The 12,828-nt window shown below is 58.3% G+C and carries 13 protein-coding genes; 8 read left to right on the plus strand and 5 right to left on the minus strand.

The annotated features are described in order from the left end of the window. The first annotated feature begins 145 nt into the window (after positions 1 to 145). The 4 genes from ATY79_RS22135 to ATY79_RS31705 all read left to right on the plus strand — a co-directional run bounded on the left by ATY79_RS22135 (position 146) and on the right by ATY79_RS31705 (position 3,023). Complete coding sequence (locus tag ATY79_RS22135) at positions 146 to 904, plus strand: GntR family transcriptional regulator (RefSeq protein ID WP_189638058.1); 759 nt, start codon at positions 146 to 148, stop codon at positions 902 to 904. A 154-nt stretch (positions 905 to 1,058) separates the two neighbouring features. Next, on the plus strand, positions 1,059 to 1,586 hold the full coding sequence (locus ATY79_RS22140) for a DUF488 domain-containing protein (protein WP_088704948.1): 528 nt from the start codon (positions 1,059 to 1,061) through the stop codon (positions 1,584 to 1,586). Continuing rightward, entirely contained in the window at positions 1,510 to 2,274 is a 765-nt protein-coding gene (locus ATY79_RS22145; protein WP_141105758.1) for a hypothetical protein, read from the plus strand. Before ATY79_RS22140 ends, ATY79_RS22145 begins: the two co-directional genes overlap by 77 nt. Positions 2,275 to 2,702: 428 nt before the next feature. Further along, positions 2,703 to 3,023: a hypothetical protein gene (locus ATY79_RS31705; RefSeq protein WP_245312427.1), complete on the plus strand. Its 321-nt coding sequence runs from the start codon at positions 2,703 to 2,705 to the stop codon at positions 3,021 to 3,023. A gap of 93 nt (positions 3,024 to 3,116) precedes the next feature. Here ATY79_RS31705 and ATY79_RS22155 read toward each other — a convergent pair whose 3' ends face one another. From ATY79_RS22155 to ATY79_RS22175, 5 genes are all read right to left on the minus strand, one after another. Beyond that, entirely contained in the window at positions 3,117 to 3,845 is a 729-nt protein-coding gene (locus tag ATY79_RS22155; RefSeq protein ID WP_088704885.1) for an SDR family oxidoreductase, read from the minus strand. Positions 3,846 to 3,903: 58 nt separating this feature from the next. Beyond that, positions 3,904 to 4,602: an HAD family phosphatase gene (locus tag ATY79_RS22160; RefSeq protein WP_088704886.1), complete on the minus strand. Its 699-nt coding sequence runs from the start codon at positions 4,600 to 4,602 to the stop codon at positions 3,904 to 3,906. Between the two features lie 25 nt (positions 4,603 to 4,627). Then, positions 4,628 to 5,383 (minus strand): pyridoxine 5'-phosphate synthase, encoded by a 756-nt coding sequence (locus tag ATY79_RS22165; RefSeq protein WP_088704887.1) that lies wholly within the window; start codon positions 5,381 to 5,383, stop codon positions 4,628 to 4,630. Positions 5,384 to 5,424: 41 nt separating this feature from the next. Further along, positions 5,425 to 6,153 carry an SDR family oxidoreductase gene (locus ATY79_RS22170; RefSeq protein WP_088704888.1) on the minus strand — a complete coding sequence of 243 codons (729 nt, stop codon included), beginning with the start codon at positions 6,151 to 6,153 and terminating at the stop codon, positions 5,425 to 5,427. Positions 6,154 to 6,376: 223 nt separating this feature from the next. After that, positions 6,377 to 7,285, minus strand: coding sequence for a sugar-binding domain-containing protein (locus ATY79_RS22175; protein WP_088704889.1), 909 nt, complete (start codon positions 7,283 to 7,285; stop codon positions 6,377 to 6,379). Positions 7,286 to 7,519: 234 nt separating this feature from the next. Here ATY79_RS22175 and ATY79_RS22180 point away from each other — a divergent pair, with 234 nt between their 5' ends. From ATY79_RS22180 to ATY79_RS22195, 4 genes are all read left to right on the plus strand, one after another. Beyond that, positions 7,520 to 8,434: a tagatose-bisphosphate aldolase gene (locus ATY79_RS22180; protein ID WP_088704890.1), complete on the plus strand. Its 915-nt coding sequence runs from the start codon at positions 7,520 to 7,522 to the stop codon at positions 8,432 to 8,434. Positions 8,435 to 8,447: 13 nt separating this feature from the next. Then, positions 8,448 to 9,878, plus strand: a complete 1,431-nt coding sequence (locus tag ATY79_RS22185) for an ROK family protein (protein WP_088704891.1) — start codon at positions 8,448 to 8,450, stop codon at positions 9,876 to 9,878. Between the two features lie 35 nt (positions 9,879 to 9,913). Further along, positions 9,914 to 11,041, plus strand: a complete 1,128-nt coding sequence (locus ATY79_RS22190; RefSeq protein ID WP_088704892.1) for a gluconeogenesis factor YvcK family protein — start codon at positions 9,914 to 9,916, stop codon at positions 11,039 to 11,041. Positions 11,042 to 11,136: 95 nt separating this feature from the next. Continuing rightward, positions 11,137 to 12,825, plus strand: a complete 1,689-nt coding sequence (locus ATY79_RS22195; protein WP_088704893.1) for an AAA family ATPase — start codon at positions 11,137 to 11,139, stop codon at positions 12,823 to 12,825. Positions 12,826 to 12,828 lie beyond the last annotated feature (3 nt).

Here is a 12,828-nt window from a genome sequence, read left to right on the forward strand (position 1 = left end):
AACTATCGACGCGCCCTGCCCGGTTGGACAGGGCGCGTCAAAGCCATGTCTGGCTCCCACCTGAAAACCGGGATTTATCCGTTAGACCGGTGTCTCCCAATGCGATAAAGATGAAGGCTGGGTGATGCGACTTGGAGAACCTTTGATGGCGTTGGGAAGTCTGAATATCCGCGAGGACGCGCCGGCGCCCTCCGCGTACGGCAAAGTTTATGAAATCCTTCTCAACCTCATCATCACCTTCAAGCTGAAGCCATATGCACTGCTTTCAGAGAAGGCAGTCTCCGATGCGCTGCATGTGAGCCGGTCTCCCGTGCGCGAAGCGCTCGCCAGACTGGCGACTGTCGGCCTCGTCGATATCTACGCACAGCGCGGATCCATCGTCGCTCCGCTTCGCGTCAAGGATCTCGAGCACTCCCAGTTCCTTCGCGAGTGCGTCGAGGTCGGCCTTCTTCAGAAGGCCTGTCTTCTCGAAAATCGCTCAGAGCTGTCCAAGCAACTCAAGGACGAGATCGCACTGCAGGAGACGCTTGCAGGAATCGGCGACTTCGGGCGATTCGCGAAGTCGGACGAACTCTTCCACCAGTACATCGCCGTGGCGGTCGGGTTCCCCGAGATATGGACCGACATCAGCAACGCGAAGCTCCACATGAACCGTTTCCGCACGCTGACCTTCCCGGACATGGACAGCTTGGCCACGATCATCGCGCAGCACAAGAAGATCGCGCATGCGATCGAAAAGGGAGATGCGCAAGCGGCGACGGACGCGATGCACGAGCACCTTCGGAAGATCTTTCCGCTGATGCCGGGTCTCAAGGCGAAGTTTCCGGAGTACTTCGACGAGGAAGGCGTATCGTCATCGAACAGGATTCACCGTCCCGATCTTGCACTCGTCGGTCGCGAGTGAAGTTTCCCTTCGCCGCCGTCCGATTGGGGACAACGTCATCAGACTTGATCTCCTGCGACGAAACCATTGAAGGCGAGACGTTGCGAGTTAACGCTCGGGCAAGATCGGTGAGGCATATAGCTGGCCTTCCCTGCCGAAAGGAATGGACGCAAGCATGAAAAGCCTGATGACTATCGGCTACGAAGGATCGTCCATCGATGATTTCGTGGCAACTCTCGAGGTGGCCAGAGTACGAGTCCTTGTCGATGTCCGGGCCGTCACGGTCTCGAGGAAGAAGGGCTTCTCCAAGAACGGCCTTGCCGCTCGTCTTGAGAAACATGGTATCCGGTACGTGCACGCGAAGGACCTTGGCGACCCCAAGCCGGGACGCGAGGCCGCAAGGGCCGGCGACTACGATTCATTTCGAAGGATTTTCGGCGCCCATCTTGCAACGGCTGAAGCCCAGCGGGCAGTAGAGGAAGTAGCGGCGATCGCACAGTCAGAATTAACCTGCCTGATGTGCTACGAGCACGACCCCATTACTTGCCATCGGAAGATTGTGGCGACTCAACTTAAAGAATATGGATTCTCTTGCTTTGACTTGTTTGTCGACAAGAAGGATCGGTATGAACTCCACCCGGAAAGAGTCCCGCGTCACGATATTGGTAAAGGCCTTACCACGCCCGAGCAGCGGCCACTCTGAAACCGTCTGCTGCGCCGGGGTCACATCGGCCGGCGAGTGGAAGCGTCTCTACCCTATCCGATATCGCCATGGTGGGGAAACATTCGACCGCTGGGACAACGTCTCGTTTGCCTACGTCGCGAACCCGCACGACAAGCGAGCGGAGAGCTGCAAGGTACTCCAGGGGACACTCACCAATCACGGTCCGTGCCGTCCCTCGGACAAGCAGGCTCTCATCGAGCCGCTTATCACACCCACGGTTGAAGCTGCCGCCGCGCTGGGCCGATCGCTGACAGCGATCCGGCCAACATCGCTTCGTTTCAAATATCGCCGCAAGAGACCGCAAATCATTGCGGCGGAGAAGGCTGCCTACGTGACCGCGGCGCGCCAGGTAAACATGCTCGACAAGGATGTTCAGGCCTTCGAGCCGACGCCGTTCGCGCTCAGTTTCGCCTTCTCCGATCAGGAGGGAAACACCCATACGCACCAGTGCGGCGACTGGGAGACGCACGCGACATTCTACAAGTGGAGCAGGGATTACGGCGAAGAGAACGCACTTCGCAGGCTCACGGAGAAATACGAGAAGGAATACATGGAAAAGGGTGTTGTCCTCGTGCTCGGAACGATCGCAAAACGACCTCGGCAATGGACCCTTCTCGGCATCGTCCGACTGGACAAGGGATCCTATCAGACAGGGTTTGCGTTTTGATGGAAGCTGAGAGGTTCGAGAATATTCGATCGCCCTCGGACATCGAGGTGTAGCGCAGTGCTTTACGCATGGGTTGGGAATCAGAAACGTCCGCGGGCCCTGAAAGGCGAGCGCACAACCTGCCGTGATTGCGGAGGTACTCTCACTGCGGTGCTTCCTGTCGAGAACGTGGCACACTGGCGGCACAAGGCCGGTGACTGCGACCCTTGGAGCGAGCCGGAGGGGCCTTGGCATCTCGGCTGGAAGGAGCACTTCGATATTTCCTGCCGCGAGATCGCGCTGAAGGACCATACTACGGGCGAACTTCACCGCGCCGACGTCCTCGTGGGCGACGGAACACCACGTGCCACCGTTCTGGAGCTTCAGCATTCGCCGATCAGCGAGGACGAAAGAATTGCAAGGGATCCTTCTATCGTCGGGGGCGGAGGATGTTCTGGCTTGTACACATACACAACGAGAGCTCGTTTCTGGCAACCTACTTCGGTATGTCGCTCGATTTTCGATCGCGGGTCGTCGATGTTGACGGCAAGACGTTTGCAATCATGGACTGGGCGGGTCCGAACAAGCAGTTCATCGAAAAATGGAAGCGCGCCACCGCACACGTCTTCTTCAATATAGGTCCCCACATATTCTTTCTTGCCGGGCCTGGGTTGGCGAAACATCTCGGAGCGACGCTCCGGCGAGGCGAGTTTGCACTATGCGGCCTGACCCGCGACGAGTTCCTCAAGGCAGTACACTGGAACGACTGAGCGCGTTGCGGCGGATACCCCGATCACTGTCGCCGTGATCCCAATCCGACTCATCGGGATATCCATTTTCTGAGACGAACCCCCTTCTATTGATCAGGCGTCAACGTTCGTCGGCAGCACCATGACGTCATGGATGGTGACATTCCGCGGTCTTGTCAGGATGAACATGACGGCATCGGCAACTTCGCTAGGCTCGATCAGCGCGCCTGCATCCTTTGCCGCCTGAAGCTGCTCCTTCGGCCAGTCGTCGAGCAGCGCCGAAATGACGGGGCCCGGCGACACCTGGGACACGCGAATGCCATGCTTGTTCACCTGGCGGCGGGTCGTCTGCGTAAAGCAAGTCATGGCCCACTTCGATGCCGAGTAGACGGGTTCGTGTTTGATGGCGGCATGGCCAGCCAGCGAGCTCGTGACGACGATGTCGCCTGTTCCGCGTTCAATCATGTGGGGCAGCACGGCGTGAACATTCTTGATAACCGCATTGACATTGAGATTCAGCATCCGGTCGATCGTCGCTGCGTCCGTGTCGACAAGGTCTCCGCCGATATATGTGCCGGCGTTACAGTAGAGGATGTCGATGTGCCCAGCCTTCTCGATGATTTCCGGAACCATTGCGGCACAACTTTCCGGATCAAGCAGGTCCGTCACCTGCGCGATGGTTCGGCCCGGGATCTCGCCGACGAGCTTGTCCAGCGCTCCCTTGTTTCGGTCCACCATCACCACCGTGGCACCTGCGGCAGCCAGCGCCTTCGTGGTAGCCAGGCCGATTCCTGAAGCCGCACCGGTAATGACGGCGATCTTGCCGTCGAGTTCTTTACTCATTGGTCATTCTCCTCTCAATGTTTCTTTGATGACCGCACCCGCACGCTTTATCCGGGAATCAGGCGGACGCATTTCGCCCGCCTTCGGCGACAAGCCGGGCGAGGATTCCGGGAAACTCTCGCATGTGGGAAAAGGTCAAGTGTGCCCCGGCTTCTCGCAGCCGTTGCGCATGGCCGGGGTATGTGTGGCTGCCACCTGTAAACCCGAGGACCGTCATTCCCGCGGAGTGGGCGCCACGGACACCGTGGACCGAATCCTCGACCACGATGGTCCTAGAGGGAGCGCCGCCCATTCGCTCAGCGCCGACCAGAAAGACGTCGGGCTTCGGCTTCGAGCGCCCTTCCCCGAGATCCTTCGCCGAGAAGATCCGATCGCCGAAGAATCGACGCAGGTTCACTCGATCCAGCATCGCCTCCACGCGGGATAACTTTGTGTTCGAGCAGATGCAGAATGGATAAACGATTCCTTCGAGCACCTCGCGTACGCCGGCGACGGCCTGCACCTCTTCCGGAAGGCGAGTGTCGAGAAGGGACTCGGTCTTGTTCAACAGCCTGTCCAAGAGTGGGCGCCCCGTCTCCTTCTCAAGCGACAGAAGGATGCCCCTCCAGCTCATCCCGCTGAAGCGCTCCGTCAGTTCTTCAATGCTTATGCTGCATCCGGCAGAATGCAGGAGCTCTGCCTCTATGTGGATGCCTATGATCTCAGAGTCGACAAGGACGCCGTCGCAGTCGAAGATGACAAGTTCGATATTGCTCATTGGTCCGCTCGCAATCGTTGATTGGCTACGCCACTTTCTGCCCGCAAGCGCGCCGGAAGCGGCGAACCGTCTCTGCCATACCGTGGACGAGCGCGTCTGCGGTCAGTTCGTGTCCGATGGACACCTCATCGAGATACGGAATACGGGAGATGAGCGGCGAAAGATTCGAAACCGTCAGATCGTGGCCCGCGTTCACTCCCAACCCGAGCGCATGTGCGGAATCCGCGGTAGCTCCTAACAGGTCAAGAATTTTGGCGGCACTCCCGGGATCGCCGTAACGACCACCATATGGCCCAGTATAGAGTTCAATCCTGTCCGCTCCGGTCTTCTTGGCGAGTTTCATGGCATCCACATCGCCATTGCCGTCGGCAAACAGAGAGACCCGAATTCCCGAATCCTTCAGCTCTCTGACCACTTCCGCGAGGAATTCCTGGTGTCGTCGAAAGTCCCATCCGTGATCGGAGGTCGCCTGCGACGGGTCGTCAGGTACCAAGGTTACCTGCTCTGGCCGCGACTCGAGACAGAGGTCAAGAAACTGCCGGGTCGGAAAACCTTCGATGTTGAATTCTGCGTTGGGATACTCCGCGTCGATGAGTTTCCGGAGCACAGGAAGGTCGGAGAATCTGATATGTCGCTGGTCCGGACGCGGATGGACCGTCAAACCTTGGGCACCGGCCTCAAGAGCGACGCGTCCGAGACCCTCGACGCTCGGCCACGGCAGATCCCTGCGATTTCTGAGGAACGCTATCGCGTTGACATTGACTGAAAGTGCGGTGGGCATGTTCGTGGCCTATGTTTGGTCGGGAACGATACGCAACTCGATCAGCACATCGTGTATCCGCCGTCCACCGGAAGGCAGACGCCCGTGATCATGGACGCGCCGTCACCGAGAAGAAACACGATCGGGGATGCGACGTCGGCTTCCGTCGCCCACCTGCCAAGTGGCATGCGCTTAAGGAAAGGTTCCGCGATCTTCGGCTGTCCCCAGTAGGAAGCGGACATCTCCGTCATCACTACCGTAGGGTTCACGCTGTTTACGCGGACCCCATATTTTCCGAGTTCAAGCGCTGAAGTCCTGGTCATGCTGTCGAGTGCTGCCTTGGACGCTGCGTAAGAGATGTGCCCATCCAGCCCGATCAACGCAGCCTGGCTCGAGACGTTCACGATCGATCCGCCCTCGCCGGCCTCGACCATGAAGCGGGACGCATATTTCGTGACAAGTAAGGCGCCCCTCGCGTTGACGGCAATCGCGCGGTCGAAGACCGCTATGTCCGTCTCCATCGGCGTTGCGATCTCACCGCCGAAACCGCCGCAGTTCACCAGTCCCCACAGAGGAAGTCCCTCGACGGCCGCGCGGATGCTCTCCTCGTCGGAAAGATCGAATGTCAGCGGCAGGCAGCCAGTTTCCTTTGCGAGCCCTTCGAGCTTTCGCGAGTCCCGGCCACCCGCGTAAACAATTGCGCCCGTCACGGCAAGTTCACGGACTGTAGCAGCCCCAATGCCGCCACTTGCCCCCGTCACGAGGATGGTTCTGTTGGTAAGCCCGTTCATAGCGCCTCGCATCCAAGGCCGCCTCACCGGCGGCAACACAGAAACGGGTGACGAAGTCGCTTTACAGGCGCGCGAATCCGCCCGCCGCGGAGCCGGCGGGTTGCGTATTGGTGTCCGGAGCTGACGGCGAACACCCGAGACTGGGTACGGGATATTCACGACATCGCAAGCTCAACGTCAAGAAATTTTTTTCAGAAATTCATTTCTCACGTCTTGCATCGTGTCAGGGACTTTCCTGTCTGATTTGGAGAACATCCAGGATTGCAAGCGCCGTCGTCGTGTCAGTGACCAGCGCATTGATCATGCCTGAGCGGGCCGCCCCTATGATCCCGGCAGCCTTCTCGACAGTTGCCGCGACGCCGATCGAGAGCCCCACGTTCCGCAGTTGCTCGACCGACGCGGCTATCATCCGCTCCTCGCCTTCCCACGGAAGCAGGTTTCCGGCGAGATCTACGTAGTGGCGGATGACATCCCCCACGGCTCCACCGATTGCCTGTTCGTTGGCAGTTGCTGCGCTCGCCTCCGGCGGATTGATATCGTGCGGAAGTCCGATACCCACGATCGCGCAGTCAAGGCGATCCCAAAGGCCGGTTGTCTGCTGCACGACGGGATCGCTCAGAAAGGCGTCTCTTAGCTCAACCGATGAAAGATATGGAGCGTGAAGGAAGTGGGCAGAGCCTCCAAGTTGATCGGCGGCCTGACGCACGAACTCGTTGATCTGGAAGTGCGGGGCTGACTGCTGGAGACCTCCATTCAGAGCGACGGCGTGAACGTCCGGAATTTTCGGCAGGCCAGCGTGAATGACCTCTCTTACTGCTCGTCCCCAACCGATTCCGATCACCGAACCCTTCGCGAGCCCTTCTTCTTTCAGGAGGTTCCCAAGTGGCGTGGCGAGCGCTGCGAGCACTCCCGATGACGGTGTATCGATGACAGCCGCCCGCTTCAGTTGAAGCGCCTCGACCAGTTGCCCGGTAATCTCATCAGGCAGAGCGAGGTCCATGACCTCTATTTTCACGATGCCGAGTGCTCGCGCGCGCTGAAGGAGACGCGACACCGTTGCGGCCGAAACGCCCAGCTTCCGGGCAATTTCGATCTGCGGCATCTCCGACTCGTAGTGGAGTTTCGCAACCATGTGCAGGGTCGCGCGAGACGTCGTGTCTTGCGATGTTTGCGGAAGCAGCTTGCAATTCCTTTCTGCAACGTGTTACATGCGGTCGAAAGTTACACCGAACTGACCGATAATTCAATCGAAGACCGCATCTGCCAGGCGAGACCTGTGTGGGCGCGGATCGAGAACCTGTGCCCTGTTTCCAGCAGGATGGACCCTTTCACACCGCAACGCGACACGTTTTAGAGGAGACCTAGAATGACACCGATGACTACTGCCGAGCGACGCGGGTACCACCAGATCTGTGACGCCAGCGGAGCGATGATGGTGATCGCGTGCGACCAGCGCGGCGGCATGCGGACGTTGCTGGCCGCAGCGCCAGAGGAGCAGGCAAAGATAACCAACGAAACCTTGGGCGACACGAAGTGCGACATCACACGCTACCTCGCCTCCAAGGCCGGATGTGTCCTTGTTGACCCTATATGTGCGGTTCCCGGTCTGGTGGACAATGACATTCTACCCAGAGATACCGCGCTGCTGATCGGTATTGACGCTTCCGGTTGGGATACCTCCCCACAAGGCTATCGGATTTCGAAGATGGTTGACGGAATCGACGCAAGGAAGGTTCGCGAACTTGGCGCCACCGGCGGCAAAATCATGGTCTACCTCCGTATGGATACACCCGCGGCCAATGTTCAGAACCTCGAAACCCTTCGTCGCAGCATCGAGGATTTCGCCGCAGAAGACCTGTTGCTGGTGGTAGAGTTCCTGACTTACCAGTTGGAAGGGGAAAGTAAGGAAGAATACGAGTCAAAGATTCCAAGCCTGATCGTTGAAGGCTCGCGTGCCTGCCTGGAACTGGGCTCTAAGGTCTTGAAGATCCCCTATCCGGGCACAGAAGAAGCCTGCGCCGAAGTAACGAAAATTGCCGGTGACGTGCCGTGGGCAGTCTTATCGGCAGGCGTCGACCATAGGACATTCCTCGGACAGGTCGAGGCAGCAATGAAGAACGGCGCTTCCGGAGTGATCGCTGGCCGCTCTCTCTGGAAGGATTGCATCTCGCTCGATCGGAACGCGACCAAGGAAAAACTCTCGACGATTGCGGTCTCGCGGCTAGGAGACATCCAAGCTATCGTACGACGTTATCGCGGCGCGGAAGGCGTCGCAGCCTAAGGTTCAGAGACGCATGTCCCTTGAAGAATTTGCGATCGGCGTCGACGTCGGAGGAACTAACATGCGGGCCGCGAGGATTTCCCCATCCGGGGAGATCCTTAGGAAGACTTCGATTGCCGGGAGCCGCGATCCGGCAACGGCGCTCGAACTCATCAAGAACTTGATTCGAGAGATGGATGGTCCGGGAGCCAAAGCTATCGGCGCTGGCATTCCGGGTCGGGTGGATGGGTGGACTGGACAGATCATATCGGGCGGTTTCCTTGACCTGTCCGGCGTCGATTTGAAGCGCGAGTTGCACGAATGCTTCAACTATCCTGTGCGCGTGTCCAACGACTGCAGTATGGCGCTTATCGGCGAAGCTCGGATAGGTGCAGCGAGAGACGCGCGCAACTCAGTGATGCTGACGATCGGAACGGGTATCGGCGGCGCCATCATGGAAAACGGCCAGATCGTCAACGGAAGACGCTGTGCGGGCCAGCTCGGCCACATTGTCGTAAACATTGACGGCCATCCCTGCCCGTGTGGCCAGCGCGGCTGCGTTGAGACGGAATCTTCAGGAACCTCGCTGCGACGACACCTCACCGAGGCTGGCTACTCTTCCGACGTCCGTTTCGAGCACATACTGCCACTGGCTGAAGCCGGAGACGAAGCTGCCATCGGCGTTATGAGAGCGTGGGCCGGTCCGTTGCGAGCTGCAATCAATACACTGTGCGCGGCGTTCGACCCGGATGTCGCCCTGCTTGGAGGCGGCATGGGTCGCGCAGCGTTTAAAGCATTGGAATTATTACCAGAAAATCGGAGCTGGTACCAAGTCGACGTCCGATCCGCACTCCTGGATGACGACGCCGGCGTGATCGGATCAGGCTTGGCAGCGTGGGACCTAGTTTCATCTGCAGTACCCCTGGCGGCGAAGCGGCTGGTGATGGTCAACGGCGTGCCGGCATCCGGCAAGAGCCGTGTCGCGCACAGTCTTGCTGAGCGCACAGGCTGGCCAATCCTCGCGCTCGATACGATCAAGAATCCTTTCCTGGAATTGATCGAGGGCGTCGACCGGCCGTTCAATCGCGTTCTTGGGCGTGCCAGCTACAAATCTATCTTCTCCATCATCAAGGATTCGGCGCCCGGCTCGACCTTCATCGTAGATGCGTGGTTCGGTTTTCAGCCGATCGAAGTCTTGAAGGGACACATCGCGCTATCAGGCGTAACTGAGACCGTCGAAGTATGGTGTCATGCGCCTCCGGAAGTTATTGGAGATCGGTATATGCAGCGAAGCTCGGAGAGGCTTCCGGGTCATCCGGGTCCGGCCTACGTCCCGGAACTCATTGAACTCGCCGCGCGGGCGGAACCATCACGTCTGGGGCCTGTGCTGGACGTCGACACAACCACTCCCACCGAAATAGACAAAGTTGTGATGTGGGTGGCAGAGAGCTTCACCAAGGACTGACAGCGCGGTCCTGACGTGAGACCCTTGGAGCAGAAATGAAGCGTATCGTCTTGTTCTCCGGCGGCAGCGCCTGCCGGGCAATCAATATCGCCCTCTGTGGGAAGGCTCAAATCACACGCATCGTTCCTGCTTGGGACAGTGGCGGCAGCTCGAAAATCATACGCGAGGAGCTCGGCCTGCTCGCCGTCGGGGATCTGCGACAGGCGCTGATGACGATGGCTCACGGGGAAGGCCGTGCAGGCGACGTTGTGAAGATCTGCAACGCGCGGATATCGGGAAATCACTCCGTCGCAGACGCCCGGACCGAGTTCCTGTTCTATTCGGAAGGACGCCATCCGCTGCTGGAGCGCATGGAGCCAGGATTGAGAGGCGCGATCCTGAATTATCTGAAGACATTCATCGCTGCCGCTGGCCAAGGATTCGACTTTCGCAACGGCAGCATCGGCAACTTTATTTTGACAGGCGCCTGCCTCGCTCACAACGGTGATGTAAACACCGCAATCTTCGTCTTCAGGAAGTTGTGCGGCATCGACGGTGACGTCTGGCCGTCGTCGCTAAACAACGATCAACACCTGAACGCGATCCTGAGGGACGGTCGAACCATCGAGCGCCAGCACGCAATAACGAAACTCCCGGAGAAAGATGGTCTGATCGGGATCGATCATATCCAACTCCATGGAAACAGCGGGAACCCGCCGGAGGCAAACCCAAACGTAAACGAGGCGATTGCTAAGGCTGACCTGATCGTCTTCGGACCGGGGAGCTTTTATACGAGCATCCTTCCCCACTTGCAGATCGAAGGGCTCGTAGAGGCCCTTTCACGCGTAGAATGCCCACGCGTGTGGATCGGCAACATTCTCCAATGTCGCGAGACGGTGGGGATGAGTCTAGGCGACGTTGTGGTGGCCACATCTAAGCAGTGGAGCGGCGCCTGCCACTCGGGATCCTCGCTCATTACGCATCTTCTTGCCAACCGGGTGTTGTTCCCGTTCGAGAAGACCGTCGGCGTGTTCCCTTATCTCGCGTACGACTTCCGCAAGGTAAGGAGGCAATACGAGGTGACCGTAGGCGAGTTTGAAGACGCCTGGAACCGAGGCCAGCACGACGGCGAAGCGGTAGCTACGATGCTTTTGCGCATTGTCAATGGCCTCAGTGCGGCGTGATGCAAGATATCTTCCACTACCACGATCGCATTCTTGCAAGGCCTTTCGCTCACCGTTAGCGTCGCCTCAGTTATATATGCGAGTCTTTGCCACTAATGCCCGAAACTATCCCCGTGGACGGCCAAGTCACCGTCGTCATCGCCAGAACCAAAGAGCTGGCAATCGCCCATCCCGCCCGCCCCTTGGTCGCGGTTGTCCCAAATCACGATAACTGGAACGATTTCGGTCGGCACTTCTTCGCATATGTCGTCGCAATCGGTCCTGACAGCCACGTGATGGACGCCAATATCCGGCTAATGGTCGAAGGATTTCAATCCACGGCTGCTGCACTGGTCGCCGCGCTAGGTGAAAATGACGTCGTTTCAATCGAAGCGATCGGCGGCGCCTTCGTATCGCTGCTGCCGGACGCGGAACTCTACGGTGAGCTCGTCTCCCGGATCGGCTTCGGTTCAGCAATCAGTGCGCTACGAATCCTCGGGGACGCCGTCGTTCTCAAGATCGAGGAAACTAATAACCATCTGCTGGAGCTTGTCGGAAGCGAAGACTTTCATCTCGGCGTCCTACGCGCACAAGGGTCTTATGCTGCCCTGCAACGTGGAGCACGCTATTTCAGGGACACACCGCCTCCCGCCGTGGAGGATGCGGCCCAGTCCTTCACGTTCAGCTCAACTTTGCCAAGCGCGGATAACGAATATTCGATTTCGTTTGATTTCGAGGAGGATCTTATCTTCCACGATCGGACGGCTGTCCTCATCGGCAAGAACGGTACCGGCAAGACGCAACTTCTCAATTCGATTGTCGCCGGACTTACTGCGGAGGCTACCGACGGAGGCGCAACACAAAATTTGTTCAGCCCCATAATCTCAGTGTCGCGGGTCCTAGTATTCTCTTCGGTCCCCCAGGATCCGTTTCCAAAGCGGATCGGCGCTTGGCACCGGATCGACTACGAGTACTTCCCGATCAGCGCGCACGACAGTTCGTCAGTCGACGGCACGCTTGCGGCATTGGCGGGTTGCCTTCGTGGCAACCGCGGGGTCTACTTCGACGAGGAGGGCGAAATCGGAAGGCTGGAGTTAATTCAATTGGCGCTGAAGTCCCTTGGCCTTTGGCATCACCTTCACCTCCCGATCACCGCTAAGCAGAATGACGACTTGCCGCACGTGGCGGTCGTGAATGGACTTTCTTTCTTTCCAATCCGGCGGCACTTGAACGAGAAGCGATCACTTCTCTTGATCCAGCGCCTTGATTGGTCCCGCCCGGTTGTAGTGCTGGACGACCATGGCGAGCCGAGAAGGCTTAGCAGTGGCGAGATGGCGATGTTGAGGCTCGCAATACAGATGACGTCCGCCATCGAGCCTGGAAGTCTCCTGCTACTCGACGAGCCGGAGAACCACCTCCATCCGAATTACGTCTCGCAAGCTATGAACCTCCTACACGAGGTACTCATCGCGACGAAATCGATCGCAATCGTCGCGACGCATTCTGCATATATCGTCCGAGAGGCGCCTCGTCAGCGGGTGCACATTTTGACGCTGGAAGACCGCGAAATCACCATAGCTTCGCCAAGGATGCAGACCTTCGGCGCAAGCGTTGACACGATCTCTCAGTTTGTATTCGGCGACACCAACGTCGATCATCGCTATCAGCGAGCGCTGGAGAAATGGGCGCTAGAGACTGGACGAGAAATCGGGATCGATCGCGTGATCAGCGACTTTGGGGAAGATCTGAATCCAGAGAGCCTTTCCTTGATAGCATCAACGATACGGAATGCGGACGAAGAATAGCAG

It is taken from the genome of Rhizobium sp. R693 (genome assembly GCF_002211315.1).
GTDB lineage: Bacteria > Pseudomonadota > Alphaproteobacteria > Rhizobiales > Rhizobiaceae > Rhizobium.

Excerpts from the sequence above, each read along its gene's own strand:
- ATY79_RS22135 (WP_189638058.1), top strand. The coding sequence starts at position 146 with ATGGCGTTGGGAAGTCTGAATATCCGCGAGGACGCGCCGGCGCCCTCC.
- ATY79_RS22140 (WP_088704948.1), top strand. The coding sequence starts at position 1,059 with ATGAAAAGCCTGATGACTATCGGCTACGAAGGATCGTCCATCGATGAT.
- ATY79_RS22145 (WP_141105758.1), top strand. The coding sequence starts at position 1,510 with ATGAACTCCACCCGGAAAGAGTCCCGCGTCACGATATTGGTAAAGGCC.
- ATY79_RS31705 (WP_245312427.1), top strand. The coding sequence starts at position 2,703 with ATGTTCTGGCTTGTACACATACACAACGAGAGCTCGTTTCTGGCAACC.
- ATY79_RS22155 (WP_088704885.1), bottom strand. The coding sequence starts at position 3,845 with ATGAGTAAAGAACTCGACGGCAAGATCGCCGTCATTACCGGTGCGGCT.
- ATY79_RS22160 (WP_088704886.1), bottom strand. The coding sequence starts at position 4,602 with ATGAGCAATATCGAACTTGTCATCTTCGACTGCGACGGCGTCCTTGTC.
- ATY79_RS22165 (WP_088704887.1), bottom strand. The coding sequence starts at position 5,383 with ATGCCCACCGCACTTTCAGTCAATGTCAACGCGATAGCGTTCCTCAGA.
- ATY79_RS22170 (WP_088704888.1), bottom strand. The coding sequence starts at position 6,153 with ATGAACGGGCTTACCAACAGAACCATCCTCGTGACGGGGGCAAGTGGC.
- ATY79_RS22175 (WP_088704889.1), bottom strand. The coding sequence starts at position 7,285 with ATGGTTGCGAAACTCCACTACGAGTCGGAGATGCCGCAGATCGAAATT.
- ATY79_RS22180 (WP_088704890.1), top strand. The coding sequence starts at position 7,520 with ATGACACCGATGACTACTGCCGAGCGACGCGGGTACCACCAGATCTGT.
- ATY79_RS22185 (WP_088704891.1), top strand. The coding sequence starts at position 8,448 with ATGTCCCTTGAAGAATTTGCGATCGGCGTCGACGTCGGAGGAACTAAC.
- ATY79_RS22190 (WP_088704892.1), top strand. The coding sequence starts at position 9,914 with ATGAAGCGTATCGTCTTGTTCTCCGGCGGCAGCGCCTGCCGGGCAATC.
- ATY79_RS22195 (WP_088704893.1), top strand. The coding sequence starts at position 11,137 with ATGCCCGAAACTATCCCCGTGGACGGCCAAGTCACCGTCGTCATCGCC.